This is a genomic window from Sphingomonas sp. SORGH_AS_0879, assembly GCF_030819175.1.
Taxonomy (GTDB): Bacteria; Pseudomonadota; Alphaproteobacteria; order Sphingomonadales; family Sphingomonadaceae; genus Sphingomonas.
On sequence record NZ_JAUTBJ010000002.1, the window covers coordinates 4182274 to 4197899 of the forward strand.

A 15626-nucleotide genomic window follows, 5' to 3' on the forward strand; every position below is an offset into this window, starting at 1 on the left:
TTGCCATGCGATCGGCTTAATCCCAACAACAAGCGCTTGACAATGTCCGCCCGATCCTCTTTAGGCGCGCTTCCCGCGTCGAGACGCGAGTGCTGCCGTAGCTCAGTGGTAGAGCGCATCCTTGGTAAGGCTGAGGTCGTGAGTTCAATCCTCACCGGCAGCACCATTCTCCCTGACGTTGACCCTTACGACGTTCGCTATTGTCACTTTAGCGAACGTTCTAAGTTCAGCGTCTTCAAGACAGTGGGCCAGCGCAGGTTGCGCTAGCTCCACTCCCCTAATTTTTTTCGGCGTAATGCGCGATCGTCGCCAGCGCTTTTTTGCGCATCCAGCCAAGCCTATCGTGCCGTCGGCAACCGTCCTGCTCCAGCATGACTTCCAACCGCGTCGGGTGAATTCCGCTCCGTGCGCTGAGTTCGGCGAGGGTGATCCGTTCACGAGCTAGCTTGCGAACCTTGCTCCAAGAAATTTCGTGGGCGCCGCCGCCTTGCCGCGTCGATACGGGCAAGACGTGCCCATGCTTGATGGGAAGGTTCAGTATCTCAGCTGCGTCTCGTTGCGATAAAAACCGCGACTTGATGCCGTCGGAGACACATGAAAGACTTTGAACTGGCCCCCATTTCGACCGGACGGATTTGAGCCTAGGAAGGAGGCTTGGGGCTATCCCCTGAGCATAGGCTTATGTCCGTGTCCGAGATCATCACCGACGGCGGTCGTCGCCGTCACTGGAGCACGCCCGAGAAGCTGAGGATCGTCGAGGAGACGCTCGATGGTCGGGAGAGCATATCGGTGGTGGCGCGCCGCAACGGCGTGGCGCCGAACCTGCTGTACCGTTGGCGGCGGCTGATGCTGGAAGGCGGGAGCGTTGCAGTTGCCGGCGACGACGACGTGACCAGCAACCGGCAGGTCCGCGAGATGGAAACCCGCATCCGCGAACTGGAGCGCCAGCTCGGGCGCAAGACGCTGGAGGTCGAGATACTGAAGGAGGCGCTGGAGCGCTCGCGCCCAAAAAAAGCGAGCTTGCTCATGCACTCGCCGCTGCCGGAGACTATCCGGTGAGCCTGGTCGCCAGCACGCTCGGGGTCGGGCGTTCGACGGTGTACGACCGCCTGACGGGAACCACCAGGACGCGCGGGCCGTACGCCAAGGCCGACGACACGGATCTGCTGCCCTGCATTCGCCAGATCGCCGCGCAACGGCCAACATACGGCTACCGCCGCATCGCGGCGGTCCTCAATCGGCAGCGGCGCGCCGAAGGACTTGCGCCGGTCAACCACAAGCGCGTCTACCGCATCATGGCGGCGGACCGCCTGCTGCTGGCGCGGCGCTACGCCGAGCGAGCCGACTATGGGCATGACGGCGTCGTAGTGACGATCCGCTCGAACCTGCGCTGGTGCTCCGACGGCTTCGAGTTCACCTGCTGGAACGGTGAGGTCGTGCGCGGTGCCTTCATCATCGACGCCCATGACCGCGAGATCATCTCGTGGCGCGCGGTTGCCAATGCCGGCATCAGCGGCTCGGACGTGCGCGACATCATGCTGGAAGCCGTGGAAACCCGCTTCGGCACCATGCGCGCGACGACACCGGTCGAGATGCTGTCGGACAACGGTTCGGCCTATACCGCCTGCGAAACACGGACCTTTGCCCGGCAGCTGGGCCTCAAACCCTGCTTCACCCCCGTCCGCAGCCCGCAGTCCAACGGCATCTCGGAGGCCTTCGTCCATACCCTCAAACGGGATTACGTCCGCGTCTCGCCGCTGCCGGACGCACTCACCGCGTTGACATCGCTTGCCGGATGGATCGAGGACTACAACGACAACCACCCCCATTCAGGGCTCAAAATGCGTTCGCCGCGCGAGCATCGCGCACTGGTTTCTGCAACCGCTTGAACCCGTCCGGTGAAACGGGGGCCAGATCAGACTTCGCAATCTCAGCTTCGCCGCGTCGGCGGAGGAAATCTGGATTCGATCCACAGACCCGCCAGTAATCGAATAAGGGATGGTCCCGTTCAGCATATCGCGGATGATCCGCCCCCAGGGCTTCGCGCCGCCGCCAATGGCGCGCGCTGCACGGTGAAGATGCACGGGGTCGCTGATGGCATATGCCGGGACAGCCGTGCGCGTGAGAGCGTCCCGAAACGTCTTCAGCTCGGACCTATGAACCTGCAGCGGCCCGAAGTGGGCGACGACGTATGGATGCGTGATACAGGTGACGAGGTCCCACCAGCGAGGGGGACGATCGCGACACCAGCATCGGCGTCGCGGTCGACGTGGAGACGACGGGCACCGCCGTCCACTTCGGCGCGATCATCGAGCTGGCGATCCGTCCGTTCCGCTTCGATGCCGATGGCATCATCACCGACATCGGGCCCATCTATTCTTGGACGGAGGATCCGGGCCACCCGCTGACACCGGAGACGGTCGCGATCACCGGGCTGACCGACGACGACGTCGCCGGTCGGCGGATCGACGAGGTCGAGGCGACGCGCCTGCTCCGCTCGGCATCGTGCGTCGTGGCGCACCACTCCGTATTCGACCGCCCCTATGTCGAGCGACGCCTCCAGGGCGCACGCGGACTCGACTGGGCCTGCTCCTTCAGTCAGGTCGACTGGCGCAGCCGGGGCTTCGACGGCCGGAACCTCGGCTACCTGCTCCAGCAGGCCGGATACTTCTTCCGGCCCCATCGGGCCGCCGCGGACGTCGACGCCCTCGTGCAGCTGCTCCGTCACCGCGCCGACGATGGCACGACCGTGCTCGCGGAACTGCTCGGCCGCATGAGGGCGCCCAGCTGGATGGTGTACGCCGACGGAGCCAGCTTCGACGCCAAGGACGTGCTGAAGGCGCGGGGCTATCGATGGGATCCGGACCGCCGGGCGTGGTGGACCGAGATCGCGGATGACGCGCGCACGGCAGAGGAATTCTGGCTGGCGACGACCGTCTATGCCGCGGGGTGTGGTGCCAGAGCCATGGCGCCCCGCTTCGAGATGGTCACGGCTGCGGACCGCTTCCTGTGAGTCTCTTCGTCCGCGCCAGTTGGCGCGCGATTCATCCCGACCGTCAGCGAAGGGCCAGCTGCAGGCGGCGCAGGTGCTGCGGACGGTCGGCCAGGGACGACCCGATAGGCGCACGTGCCGAAAGACGGCGCTCCCCCTCGACCAACTGATCGATCGAATCAAAGCAGGAAAGGTGAAAGTCATGGCCACGAAGAAGACGAGGTCGACGGCCGTCGCGGTGCAGAAGCCGCTGTCGCTCACGAAGGTCGGGGACGGTGTGCTGGCGGATGCGGTCGGGCCGGGCGTCGAACTGGCCAAAGTGCTCGGCGCGGGCGGCGAATTCGTCAGTCAGGAGGGCGTTGTCCGCATCACCGGCCGCAGCTACGCGACGAGCGACGGCGTGGTGCCGGCAGCGGAAATTTTCTATGCCAAGCAGGGAATGCAGCGCGCTCATGGTCCATGGCTCGGCGAGGCAGACAAGGTCTCGTGGATCGACGAGGCGACGGGCCTGGAGTGCATTATGCTGCGCGAGCATCCGGAGGGCTTCCTGCGCGGCTTCGTCGGGGTGTCGTCCACCCATCCGCTCTTCGGCTGGGAGCATGACGCGGTGCCGGCGAGCCTCGGGATCGAGGTTCATGGCGGCCTGACCTACTCGCGCATCTGCGACGATGGCCCCAATCCGCGCCGGCGCCTGATCACCGAATACCGCCGTATTTGCCACGTCGTCGTCGGCGAGGTGCCGTTGCAGCATGCGACCGATCATCGAGCCGGCCAGGGACAGTGGTGGTTCGGCTTCGACTGCAACCACCTTTTCGACGTCGTGCCGAGCCGCGTGGGCGATCGCCAGAGCCTTATGGGCGCCGGGATCGAGGCCAGATACCGCGACGACGGATATGTCGTGCGAGAAATCCGCAACCTCGCGGCGCAGCTCGCCGCGATCCGTGACGGCCACCCGGTTCCGGCCCGGGACGGGCCGCCGCTCCCGCCCATCGGCCTCAAGCCGAGTGTCCGATGATGGCGACGGCTAGGGAGCGGCACCGACCGGGCGAGCTGCCGTGGGGCTGGTGGCTGCGGGCCAACGGTGCTCATTTCGAGGACGAGGATGGCCGCAAATGGACGTCAGTGCGCGACGCCTTCTGGCGGGGCGAGCTGGGCTTCCCCGACACGCATGCCGTACGGGAGCAGCTCGAATTCCTGCTCCGGGTCCTTCTTTCCTTCGATATGGCGGATCGTGGTGAGAGCGAGCGGCGGTTCGACCTCTTCCGCGGCAACCTCATCTTCTCGACTTTCTACATGTGCTGGCTCGACACCGTCGGTCTGCTGCAGCGGGGGTTGACGGACGATCTGAGTCCCGAGGGTCGGTCGGTCCTCATGATGCTGATGGCGATTCGTGACCCGGAGTGGGAGGATCTGCCCATCGCGGACGTCATGGCGGCGGTGGTCGCGGCATCGCGCGATCCGTCCGATCGGGACCAGGAGCAGGCGCTGCAGGATTTCGAGCGCGCGGTCGGGTTGCGGCGTCACGTCTTCGCGCGCGAGACGGTAGGGCAGTCGCATGCGATCACCCTGACCTCCATGGCGAGCGGAAGTCCCGCCAGGATGCCGGTAAGGCGAGTGACCTGGTCGCTGGCCTTCGATGACCAGATCGTGCGCGACCACCTGTTCGCCTGGATCGCGGCGAGGGTCGATCATTGGGACGCCTGGGGGCGCATGGCCTATGGCCGCGGCGGCGGCGCATTGACGCAGCACCTGCTCGGGCAGGTCGTAGCGTCCAGTTCATCGCAGACCTAGGCGGTGCTTGTGCCAGCCGGCGCCGAAGCGTTGACGCGCTTGGTGGCACACCAAGGATATCGTTCCGTCATGTGAAGCCTTGCTGATCGGCCATCCTGTCCGGTCAGCAAGGCTTTTTGCTATATTCATCGATGCTGTCGCCGGGAGCGCCTCGCGCGAGATGTGCTGTCGCCGTCGCCTCGTCGGTTTGATGAAGCCGCATCCACCAGTCGATCGCGTCCCCGCCGGTGCCGCATGAAAAACAATGGAAGCGCCCGTTGTGGACGTAGAGGCCACGGGTCGCATCCGGGTGGAAAGGGCATGCCCCGCGAAGCCCTGACTGCGTCGTCTGCAGTTCGACCGTTTCCGCCACCAATTGCGCCAAGGCGCTTTGCGCTCGGGCCAACGTCCGGATTTCTGCGAAGTGGGACATGACGGCATCATCGTCGATCGCCGGCCTTGGTCAAGCCAGGACCATCAGAGTGGTACGGCTGGTTCGTCTGCAACCGCCTCAGCGAACGTCATAGGTGGCAGGGGTGCTGAAGTACCCGCTTCGCTTATGTAGCAGACCTCGCGCTAAGCTACTCAGATATTGCCCGCCCCTTGCGAACGTCGTAAGGGGCAATGTCACTCCCCCCGCCCCTAAAATGGGCACTCGAACAACGGGTTGAGGGGCGATCCCCCAACTATCCCGCCCCCTTGCAAATCTTGGTTGGGATCGTTTCGCTGGTTCGCTAGCTATCGGCGTATGAAATTTCGTTTTTCCTTCGGGACGCAAGTGTTCCTAGGCATGGCGGTCGGCCTGCTGCTCGGGCTGTTCGCGCGGAGCCAGAATGTCGCGGGGCTGGCCGAGGGCTTGCGCATCATCGGCGAAAGCTTCGTCCAGTTGCTCAAGGTGCTGGTCGTGCCGCTGGTCTTTACCGCCATCGTCGCGTCGATCGCGGCGCTGCGCGACCTGAACAATGCCGCGCGGCTGGTTGCGGCCACCTTCATCTGGTTCGCGATCACCGCGCTGATCGCGGTCACGATCGGCCTGACGCTGGGCACGGTGCTGCAACCCGGACTTCATGCGGGCGTCGCGCCGGGCAGCGCGGTGCGGCCCGATACCGCCGGATCGTGGCTCGATTTCCTGCGCGGGTTGATTCCGTCCAACATCCTCGGCCTGTCCGCCTCGACCAGCGCGGGCGACGGCGGGGCGCTGAAGACCGGGCTGTCGTTCAATATCCTCCAGATCATCGTCATGGCGGTGGCGATCGGCGTCGCGGCGGTGCGGGTCGGCGACAAGGGGGAGAGCTTCCTGTCGTTCAACGCCTCGGCGCTCGCGATTTTCCGGCGAATCCTGTCCTGGGTGATCCGGCTGACGCCGATCGGATCGGGCGCGCTGCTGGGCAATGCGATCGTGCGCTATGGGTGGCAGTCGCTGTCCGCGCTCGGCAGCTTCGCGCTGGCCGTCTATATCGGGCTCGGCCTTGTCCTGTTCGTGGTCTATCCGCTGCTCCTGCTCGCCAACGGGCTTTCCCCGAAGCGTTTCTATGCCGCCGCCTGGCCCGCGATCCAGTTGGGCTTCGTGTCGCGTTCGTCCATCGCCACCCTGCCCGTCACCGAGGATGCGGTGGAGCGGCGGCTGGGCGTGCCGCGCGCCTATTCGGCCTTTGCGGTGCCCTTTGCCGCGACGACCAAGATGGACGGGTGCGCCGCCATCTATCCCGCCATCTCCGCGCTGTTCGTCGCGCAATATTACGGCCTGCCGCTGCATGTCGGCGATTATGTGCTGATCGTGCTGGTGTCGGTGCTGGGTTCGGCGGCGACCGCCGGGCTGACCGGCGCGGTGGTGATGCTGACGCTGACCCTGTCGACTTTGGGCCTGCCGCTGGAGGGAGCGGGACTGCTCCTCGCCATCGATCCGATCCTCGACATGGGGCGGACCGCGATCAACGTGGCGGGTCAGGCGCTGGTCCCGACCATCGTCGCGCACCGTGCTGGCCTGATCGGGGACACACCCCCGGCGGAACGCTTGCCCGAGGTGCCGCAAACGGGGTAAACACGCGCATGAGCTTGCGCGCGGTGTTCTGGTGGAGTAATACACGCGAGTGGCCGACCACCGGAACCCTGTGATGCGCCCCGACCCGTTCAATCCCGACCGCACCCCGATCGACCGTCCCTATGAGCCGGTCGGGCAGAATTATCCCCTTTACGATGCGGAGACGCAAAGCTGGTCCTTCGGCGACGATCCGCCTGAGGATCAGGAGGCTCCGCGCCGTCCGATCCGCTGGGGCCGGTGGATCGCGCGCGGGGCGGGCGCGGGGATCATCCTGCTGGTGCTGGCGATCATCTGGCTGGCGGTCACCGCGCCGTTGTCGCGCTCGCTCCAGCCGCCGACGCCGCCCTCGATCACGCTGACCGCCGATGACGGCACGCCGATCGCACGGCGCGGGGCGATCATCGGCGCGCCGGTCGACGCCGCCAAGCTGCCCGCCCATGTACGCGAGGCGTTCATGGCGATCGAGGACCGGCGATTCTATTCGCATTGGGGCATCGACCCGCGCGGCATATTGCGCGCCGCCTGGCACAATGTCGGGTCGGGCGGGGTGCGCGAAGGCGGATCGACCATCACCCAGCAACTGGCGAAGAACGCCTTTCTCGATTCCGACCGCACGGCGGGGCGCAAGATCCGCGAGGCGATGATCGCCTTCTGGCTGGAGGCGTGGCTGACCAAGGACGAGATCCTGTCGCGGTACCTGTCCAACGTCTATTTCGGCGACAATGTGTACGGCATCACCGCCGCCGCGAAACATTATTTCGGGCGGACGCCGGACAAGCTGAACATCGGGCAGGCGGCGATGCTGGCGGGGCTGGTCAAGGCCCCCTCGCGCCTGGCCCCCACCAGCAATTTGAAGGGCGCGCGCGCGCGGCAGGCGGTGGTCGTCGCGGCGATGGAGGATGCGGGCTTCCTGACCAAGGCGGAGGCGGATGCGGTCCAGCCGCAGCGGGTGCTCGCCTCGCGACCCGAGACTTTGCCCAGCGGCACCTATTTCGCCGACTGGGTGCTGCCCGAGGCGCGCGACCAGGCGGGCGAGATCAAGACCGAGGCGACCGTCCAGACCACGCTCAACCCGCGTCTCCAGCGGATCGCCGAGCGCACGGTGCGCAGCGCCGGTCTGCAACAGGCGCAGGTCGCGCTGGTCGCGATGCGCCCCGATGGCCGCGTCGTCGCGATGGTCGGCGGCAAGGATTATACCAAGAGCCCGTTCAACCGCGCGACGCAAGCGCGGCGCCAGCCGGGATCGGCGTTCAAGCTGTTCGTCTATCTGGCCGCGCTGCGCTCGGGCATGACGCCGGATTCGACCATCGAGGACGAGCCGGTCGACATCGCCGGGTGGAAGCCGCGCAACAGCGACGGGCGCTATCTGGGCAAGATCACACTGCGCCAGGCCTTTGCCCGCTCCTCCAACGTCGCCGCCGCGCGGCTGACCCAGGCGGTCGGGGTGAAGGCGGTCATCAAGGCCGCGCGCGATCTGGGCATCACCACGCCGATCGCGAACGAGGCGACGATCGGTCTCGGCACCTCGACCGTCAGCCTGCTGGAATTGACCGCCGCCTATGCCGCCATCGCCAATGAAAGCTATCCGGTCACGCCCCATGGCCTGACCGAGGTGCGCGACAAGGCTTGGTATCAGTCGCTGACCGATCGCAAGACCGGCTTTTCCTCGGCCGTGCATGAGGGGATGCTCGACTTGCTCTCCTCCTCGATCAAGACGGGGACCGGGCGGCAGGCGCTGTTGACCGTCGATGCCTATGGCAAGACCGGCACGACGCAGGATTCGCGCGACGCGCTGTTCATGGGCTTCGCACGCGATCTGGTGGTGGGCGTGTGGGTCGGCAATGATGACAACAAGCCCAATCCCGGCCTGTCGGGCGGCGGCGTGCCCGCGCGGATATGGCGCGCCTTCATGCAGTCCGCGCTCGACATCCCGCCGGTCCCGGCCCCCGTGGTGCAGGAAGAGGTCGATCCCGACGCGCTGGCCAACGGCATGGACGAGGAAGCGATTTCGACCGAAGTCGATCCGGTCGGCGACATCATCCAGGGCATGGGCCTAGACATGCGGATGGGCGAGGACGGATCGATCACCGTCGGCCCCGGACGCCGCCGTCCCGACCGCGCGGGCCCGCCGCCGGAGGACCGCCGCCCGCCCGACGAGCGCGACGAAGAGCAATAGCGGGCGCTTTCGGTAGGGAGACGTCTTGTCTCTCTTCGCGTGATCGATCTTTATTCGCGCGAAGGCGCGAAGTCGCAAAAATGATTGGGTTCGCGCAGAGGCGCGGACAACGCAGAGAAGCGATCAACATTCCTCCCCTGTAAGGGAAGGTGGCAGGCCGAAGGCCTGACGGAGGGGTGTAGCCGCTGGTTAGACGCCCAGTGGACGCCCCGCCCGTACCCGCTCCCCTTGCAGGGAGGGAAGGGGGGGCTGGATGCTGTACCCCTCTGCGCTCTCCGCGCCTCTGCGCGAACCAATGAATGACTTGCCCTCCCCGCTCCTTCTCCGTTAAACGCCGCGTCATTCGCAAGGACCCGGTGAAATTCCGGGTGGCTATTTCGGCCGCCGATCCGCCGGACAACAGAATGCATGGCTCTTCGTCCCGCGCCCCTCCCGTGAGCGCGTTCGCCATGCGCGAAATTCTGGTATTCTCATGACCGTTGAAACCTATCGAACCCAATGGTTCACCAGCCTGGGCGGAGCGCGCCGCGATGTGCTCGCCGGGCTCGTCGTCGCGCTCGCCCTGATCCCCGAGGCGATCGGCTTTTCGATCATCTCGGGCGTCGATCCGCGTGTCGGGCTCTACGCCTCGGTCGCGATCGCGATCGTCATTTCCTTCCTGGGCGGGCGGCCCGCGATGATTTCCGCCGCGACCGCCGCCGTCGCGGTCGTCGTCACCCCGCTGGTCCGCGATCACGGCGTCGATTACCTTTTCGCCGCGACGATCCTGATGGGGCTGATCCAGATCGGCGCGGGGGCCTTGCGCCTCGATCTCGTGATGCAGTTCGTCTCGCGATCGGTCATCACCGGTTTCGTCAACGCGCTCGCCATCCTGATCTTCATGGCGCAACTGCCGCAACTGACCGGCGTGACCTGGCACAGCTACGCGATGGTCGCCGCCGGGCTGGCCATCATCTATCTGCTGCCGCGCGTGACCAAGGCGGTGCCATCCCCGCTCGTCGCGATCCTGGTGCTGGCGGCGATCAGCATCGCGATGGGCCTGCCGGTGCGCACCGTCGGCGATATGGGCCGCCTGCCCGAAGGATTGCCCAGCCTGACGCTGCCGCATGTCCCCCTCTCCCTGGAGACGTTGCGGATCATCCTGCCCTATTCGCTGACCATGGCGGCGGTCGGCCTGCTCGAATCGCTGCTGACCGCGCAGATCGTCGACGACATGACCGACAGCGACAGCGACAAGCGGCGTGAGTGCATGGGACCAGGGCGGCGCGAACATCGCCGCCGCTTTGGTCGGCGGCATGGGCGGCTGTGCGATGATCGGCCAGTCGGTGATCAACGTCACGTCCGGAGGGCGCAAGCGGCTGTCCACGCTGACCGCCGGGGTCGTGCTGCTGATCCTGCTCGCGGGGCTGGGGCCGGTGGTCGGGCGGATTCCGATGCCCGCGCTGGTCGCCGTCATGATCATGGTGTCGATCGGGACGTTCAGTTGGAACTCCATCCCCAACCTTCGCCGCCATCCGCCGACCTCCTCGGTGGTGATGCTGGTCACGGTGGCGGTCGTCGTCGCCACGCGCGACCTGGCGCAGGGCGTGGCGGCCGGAGTGCTGTTGTCGGGCATCTTCTTCGCCGGCAAGGTCCGCCGCCTGTTCGCGGTCGAGCGGATCGAGGATGCGGGCATGGTCCGCTACCGGGTGACGGGGCAGATCTTCTTCGCCTCGGTCGATCGCTTCACCCGCGCCTTCCGGGCCGAGCAGGGGCGCGGCGTGACGATCGACGTGTCGGCGGCGCATTTCTGGGATATCTCGGGCGTGGGGGCGCTGGACAAGATCGTCGCGCGGTTGCGGCGGGACGGATCGGCGGTGGAGGTGATCGGCTATAACCGCGCCAGCGCCGATCTGGTCGACCGCTTCGCGCTGCATGACAAGACGGGGGTCGAACTGGGCATCGCCCCGCACTGACGCCCGGAATGGGAGGGGAGTGTTGACGCATGGGGGCGCCTCCCCCAAACGCGGGAGCCATGCGCTTCTTCTCGGACAACGCCGCCCGTATCCACCCCAAGGTGATGGAGGCCATCGCCGGGGCCGACCAGATGGACACCGCCTATGACGGCGATCGCTGGTCCAGGGCGCTGGACGAGCGGCTGTCCGATCTGTTCGGCCATGACGTGGAGGTGTTGTGGGTCCCCACCGGCACCGCCGCCAACTGTCTGGCGCTGGCCGCGCTCTGCCCGCCTTATGGCGGTGTGGTCTGCCACCGCGACTCGCATATCCAGAATGACGAGGGCGGTGCGCCCGAATTCTACACCCATGGCGCGAAACTGATGCTGGCCGATGGTGACGGCGCGAAGCTGACCCCCGATACGATCCGGACGGTGATCGACGCCATCGCCAACGACGTCCACCGGGTCCAGCCGCACGCCATCTCGATCACCAACGCCACCGAATATGGCCGGGTCTACAACCCCGACGAGGTCGCCGCGATCGGCGCACTGGCGAAGGAACGGGGCCTCGGTTTCCATATGGACGGCGCGCGTTTCGCCAATGCGGTGGCGCGGCTGGGCTGCACGCCCGCCGCGCTCACCTGGCAGGCGGGGGTGGAGGCGCTGTCCTTCGGCTTCGTCAAGAACGGCGCGATGAGCGCCGAGGCTTTGGTCTTCTTCAAGCCCGGCCTGGCCGATGTCACCCGCCGCCGCCGCAAGCGCGCGGGGTTGCTCATGTCCAAGGGACGTTATCTGGCGGCACAGGTGCTGGCGATGGTCGAGAACGACCTGTGGATCGCGAACGGCGCGCTGGCCAATGCATGCGCCGAGCGGCTGGCGGGGGCGGCGGGCGACCGGCTGGTTCACCCGGTCGAGGCGAACGAGGTGTTCCTGCGCGCCACGCCCGAGGAGGCCGCGAAACTCCGCGCGCAAGGCTTCGACTTTTACGACTGGGCGGAGGGCGAAATCCGGCTGGTCACCGCCTGGGACAGTGACGGCCGCGACGTCGCCCGCCTCGCCGATGCGATCGCCGCCCTGTGAGTGAGTTCGACACCGGCCCACGCTCGACCCGCGCCGCCGTCCTGATCCCCTTCGCGATCGTCACGCTGATATGGGGATCGACCTGGCTGGTCATCCGCGACCAGATCACGGTCGTCCCCGCCACCTGGTCGGTCAGCTATCGCTTCCTGATCGGCGGACTGGCGATGGGCGCTTTTGCGCTGGCCCGACGGGAGAGCTTTCGGCTGGGCACCACCGGCTTCCTGTTCGCCGCCGGAATCGGGTTGTTCCAGTTCGTCCTGAATTTCAACTTCGTCTACCGGGCGGAGGCGTATATCACCTCCGGGCTGGTCGCGGTCGTCTTCGCGATGCTGCTGATCCCCAATGCCGGTTTCGCGCGAATCTTCCTGGGGCAGCGCATGGGGCGGCAGTTGCTGGTCGGCTCGACCATCGCGATGGCCGGGGCGGCCTTGCTGTTCGTGCATGAGGCGCGGGTCGATCCGGCGGGGCCGACACGCGCGCTGATCGGCATCGCCCTGACCATCGTCGCGATCCTGTCCGCCTCCATCGCCAATGTCATGCAGGCGACAAAGACCGCCAAGCGCTTCCCGATGCACGCGACGATCAGCGTCGCGATGCTGATCGGATCGGCGCTCGACGCGATCATCGCCTATAGCCTGAACGGGCCGCCGGTGTTCGAGATGCGGACCGGCTATGTGCTGGGCATCCTCTATCTGGGGCTGTTCGCCTCGGCGCTGGCCTTTCCGCTCTATTACCGGGTGCTGCGCGCCATCGGCCCGGCCAAGGCGGCCTATTCCAGCGTCATCGTGCCGGTCATCGCGATGAGCCTGTCGACGGTGTTCGAGGGCTATCGCTGGTCGCTGCTGGCGGGCGCGGGGGCGGCGGTGACCGCGCTGGGGCTGGTCATCGCGCTCAAGGCGCGCAGGCCCAACCGGTAATCGGGATAGCGGGGCCGCCAGCCCAGCACCCGTCTGGCCTTGCCGTTGGCGACGCGCCGGTTCTCGGCATAGAAACCGCGCGCCGCCGCCGACAGGCTTTCCAGCGGCACCAGCGGCGGCGGCTCCAGCCCGGCCAGCGTGGCGGCGTAGGAGACGACCGCATCCTGATCGCAGGGGTGATCGTCGGACAGGTTATACGCCCCCGCCGGGCCGTCGAACCCGGCGATCACGCCCGACACGATGTCGGCGATATGCACCCGGCTGAACACCTGGCCCGCCAGCCCGACCCGGTGCGCGCGTCCCGCCCGGACCCGGTCGATCGGTGAGCGGCCGGGGCCATAGATGCCCGGCAGGCGAAACACCCGCGCGCCCAAAGCCTGCCAGTCCGCATCCGCCGCCGCCCGTGCCGCGCGCCGCCCCGAGCCGATCGGGGCGCTTTCGTCCACCCAGGCCCCGCCGGTATCGCCATAGACGCCGGTCGAGGAGAGATAGCCGAGCCATGCCTCCGACCGCACCAGTTGCGGGCCATAAGTGACCAGCACCGGGTCGTGCTCGCCCTGGGGCGGGACTGAGGAGAGGATATGGGTGGCGGCGGCGATCTGCGGCTCCACGCTTTCGCGGTCGTCGAAACGGAGCGTACCGCCGCGCCCGTCGCGGGTCGTGCCGGCGACGGACCAGCCACGGCCTTCCAACAGCGCCGCAAGGTGCCCGGCGGCATAGCCCAGGCCGAAGATGAATAACCTACTCACCCAACCTCCGTTCGCATCGCAGTCCATGAGGCAGCGGTTCCGCGTGGCCTTCGACTTCGCTCAGGCGGAACGGGCGTGGGGGATATGCGTCACCCACCACGAGAACCGACCCCATCCCCACAACCTCCGTTCGTGCTGAGCGAAGTCGAAGCACATGGGCAACCGGGTTCCTCATGGCTCCTTCGACTCCGCTCAGGCGAAACGGCTACACGCGGGTTTGGCTGCACGAGGCAGAGCCCCCCTCACTTCGCCGCCATCGGCCCCTTGTAGAGCGTGCCGAAATAATCGCCCTTGTTCCACACCGGCCGCTCGGGGGCATCCGCGATCTCGCGCGCGATGGCGTAGTTGACGCTGACGAAGCGCGGCCCCTGGCTCCAGTCGATGCCCTGGTCGATCTCATCGCCGACCTTGTGATAGCGGTGGCTCATGAAATCCGCGACCGCCGCCTTGCCCGGCCCGGCCTGACCCGGCCACAGGAAGACCGAGGGGACGCCCTTCTGCACGAAGCGGAAATGGTCGGAGCGGACGAAGATCCCCTCCTCCGGCATCGGATCGGGCGAGACGGGCAGGCCCATCGCCCCCACCGCCTTGCGCACGATGGGCCCCAGCGTCGAGCGGTCCGCGCCGAACACCACCATATCCTCGAACTTGTAGGTCAGGATCGGCATGTCGAGATTGACGTCGGCGACGATCGACTTGAGCGGCACGGTCGGGTGGTTGGCGAAATAATCGGAGCCGACCAGCCCCTTTTCCTCCGCCGTCACCGCCAGGAACATGACGGTACGCTTGGGCGGGGGTGCCGCCTTGAAGCGCTTGGCCTCCTCGATCAGGCTGGCGATGCCGATGGCGTTGTCGAGCGCGCCATTGTTGATCCGGTCGCCATCGCCCCCCTCATTGGTGCCGATATGGTCGAGATGCGCGGACAGGACGACCACCTCGTCCTTCAGCTTGGGGTCGCTGCCGGGGATCAGGCCGATGACGTTGCCGCTGTCCATCAGCTTGAACCCGGTCTTCGACGCGACGGTCAGCATGCCCTTGGCGATCAGCGGCTTATAGGCGGGCTTGGCCGCTCCGGCGACCTTCATCACCGCGTCCCAATCCTTGCCGAACAGCTTCACCGCGCCCGCCTGGGACAGGGTGCCCAGCACCGGGGTCGTGGGCGTCATCGCATGCGCGGTGCCGTCCGGGTTCGCCCAGGTCACGCGGGGCCCATCGTAGAAGCGGGCCAGCGCCGCGAAGGGCCGCTGGCGCCCGCCCGCACGCGGCATGTCGATCTGGATCGCACCCACCGCACCGCGCGCCGCCGCCAGCGCCGCCTTGTTCCCCGCCGAGCCGAAGAACGCGCGCGCCTCGCCGTCCAGCCCGTCGGGCGTGCCGGGGACGAAGGCGACGATCTTGCCGCGTACATCCACGCCCTTGTAATCGGTCAGGCCATATTGCGCCGCATCGATGCCGTATCCGACGAAGACGACCGGCGCGGACAGGCTGGTTTCCCGCTTGTCGGGCACGGGCGAGGGCACGAAATCCTCACCGAACGCCAGTTCCTGTGGCTGGCCGCCCGCCGGAGTCCACAAGGCGCTGCCCTTGTCCGCGACGCGATAGGCGACCAGCGGCACCTTTTGCAGATAGCCGCCCTCGTCGCCGCCAGGCCGCAGCCCCGCCGCGTAGAATTGCGCCGCGACATATTGCGCGGCGATATCATAGTCGCGCGTCCCCGCCTCGCGCCCCGCCATCGCGTCGCTGGCCAGGAACATCACATGCGCCTTCATCGCGGCCTGATCCTCGGGCAGCGGGGCGGTGATGACGGCGTTGCGCTCGGCCGGGCTGCGCTGCGGCGCGCTTTGCGCGGGAGCAGGGCTCGTCGCCTGATAATGCAGGTGATCGTGATCATGCGCGACAGCGGCGGTGGACAGGAGAAGCAGCGGCAGCAGAGCCGTCGAACGCGACATGCAGGACCTTTCGGGG

12 protein-coding genes, 1 tRNA gene, 1 pseudogene and 1 other annotated feature are annotated in these 15626 nt (G+C 66.9%); of the genes and pseudogenes, 10 read left to right on the plus strand and 4 right to left on the minus strand.

Features of this window, described 5'->3' with window-relative positions:
- The first annotated feature begins 91 nt into the window (after positions 1-91).
- A tRNA-Thr gene (locus tag QE379_RS19395) sits at positions 92-166 on the plus strand.
- A 111-nt stretch (positions 167-277) separates the two neighbouring features.
- Here the strand turns inward: QE379_RS19395 and QE379_RS19400 are convergent.
- Positions 278-508, minus strand: a complete 231-nt coding sequence (locus tag QE379_RS19400; protein WP_307002974.1) for a hypothetical protein — start codon at positions 506-508, stop codon at positions 278-280.
- Between the two features lie 173 nt (positions 509-681).
- On the opposite strand from QE379_RS19400, the gene QE379_RS19405 reads away from it, so the two are divergent.
- The 4 genes from QE379_RS19405 (at position 682) to QE379_RS19420 (ending at position 4783) form a co-directional block, all read left to right on the plus strand.
- Positions 682-1889 (plus strand): IS3 family transposase gene (locus tag QE379_RS19405; RefSeq protein WP_307000024.1). Its coding sequence is split into 2 segments (ribosomal slippage): positions 682-1006 and positions 1006-1889, totalling 1209 coding nucleotides; the frame shifts between segments, so codons are not numbered across the junction.
- A gap of 362 nt (positions 1890-2251) precedes the next feature.
- Positions 2252-3013 carry a 3'-5' exonuclease gene (locus tag QE379_RS19410; RefSeq protein ID WP_307003310.1) on the plus strand — a complete coding sequence of 254 codons (762 nt, stop codon included), beginning with the start codon at positions 2252-2254 and terminating at the stop codon, positions 3011-3013.
- A gap of 181 nt (positions 3014-3194) precedes the next feature.
- A complete protein-coding gene (locus tag QE379_RS19415; RefSeq protein ID WP_307002976.1) occupies positions 3195-4007 on the plus strand; it encodes a hypothetical protein in 813 nt (270 codons plus the stop codon).
- Positions 4004-4783 carry a hypothetical protein gene (locus QE379_RS19420; protein ID WP_307002978.1) on the plus strand — a complete coding sequence of 260 codons (780 nt, stop codon included), beginning with the start codon at positions 4004-4006 and terminating at the stop codon, positions 4781-4783. Before QE379_RS19415 ends, QE379_RS19420 begins: the two co-directional genes overlap by 4 nt.
- A gap of 103 nt (positions 4784-4886) precedes the next feature.
- On the opposite strand, the gene QE379_RS19425 is transcribed toward QE379_RS19420, so the two are convergent.
- A complete protein-coding gene (locus tag QE379_RS19425) occupies positions 4887-5195 on the minus strand; it encodes a CHC2 zinc finger domain-containing protein (RefSeq protein WP_307002979.1) in 309 nt (102 codons plus the stop codon).
- Positions 5196-5510: 315 nt separating this feature from the next.
- Here QE379_RS19425 and QE379_RS19430 point away from each other — a divergent pair, with 315 nt between their 5' ends.
- The 5 genes and pseudogenes from QE379_RS19430 to QE379_RS19450 all read left to right on the plus strand — a co-directional run bounded on the left by QE379_RS19430 (position 5511) and on the right by QE379_RS19450 (position 12912).
- Positions 5511-6803, plus strand: coding sequence for a dicarboxylate/amino acid:cation symporter (locus QE379_RS19430; protein ID WP_307002981.1), 1293 nt, complete (start codon positions 5511-5513; stop codon positions 6801-6803).
- A 73-nt stretch (positions 6804-6876) separates the two neighbouring features.
- Positions 6877-8979: a transglycosylase domain-containing protein gene (locus QE379_RS19435; protein ID WP_307002983.1), complete on the plus strand. Its 2103-nt coding sequence runs from the start codon at positions 6877-6879 to the stop codon at positions 8977-8979.
- Between the two features lie 346 nt (positions 8980-9325).
- Positions 9326-9381, plus strand: a sequence feature (sul1 is cis-regulatory element that is thought to sense ions involved in sulfur or methionine metabolism; They are found in Alphaproteobacteria).
- A 70-nt stretch (positions 9382-9451) separates the two neighbouring features.
- Positions 9452-10934, plus strand: a pseudogene (locus QE379_RS19440) (SulP family inorganic anion transporter).
- Positions 10935-10993: 59 nt separating this feature from the next.
- Entirely contained in the window at positions 10994-11995 is a 1002-nt protein-coding gene (locus QE379_RS19445; RefSeq protein ID WP_307002985.1) for a low specificity L-threonine aldolase, read from the plus strand.
- Complete coding sequence (locus QE379_RS19450; protein ID WP_307002987.1) at positions 11992-12912, plus strand: DMT family transporter; 921 nt, start codon at positions 11992-11994, stop codon at positions 12910-12912. The genes QE379_RS19445 and QE379_RS19450 overlap by 4 nt, the downstream gene beginning before the upstream one ends.
- On the opposite strand, the gene QE379_RS19455 is transcribed toward QE379_RS19450, so the two are convergent.
- Together QE379_RS19455 and QE379_RS19460 are read right to left on the minus strand one after the other, a co-directional pair.
- Positions 12822-13661, minus strand: a complete 840-nt coding sequence (locus QE379_RS19455) for an NAD(P)-dependent oxidoreductase (protein WP_307002989.1) — start codon at positions 13659-13661, stop codon at positions 12822-12824. The genes QE379_RS19450 and QE379_RS19455 overlap by 91 nt on opposite strands.
- Before the next feature lie 242 nt (positions 13662-13903).
- Positions 13904-15610 (minus strand): M28 family peptidase, encoded by a 1707-nt coding sequence (locus QE379_RS19460; RefSeq protein ID WP_307002991.1) that lies wholly within the window; start codon positions 15608-15610, stop codon positions 13904-13906.
- Between the last annotated feature and the right edge of the window lie 16 nt (positions 15611-15626).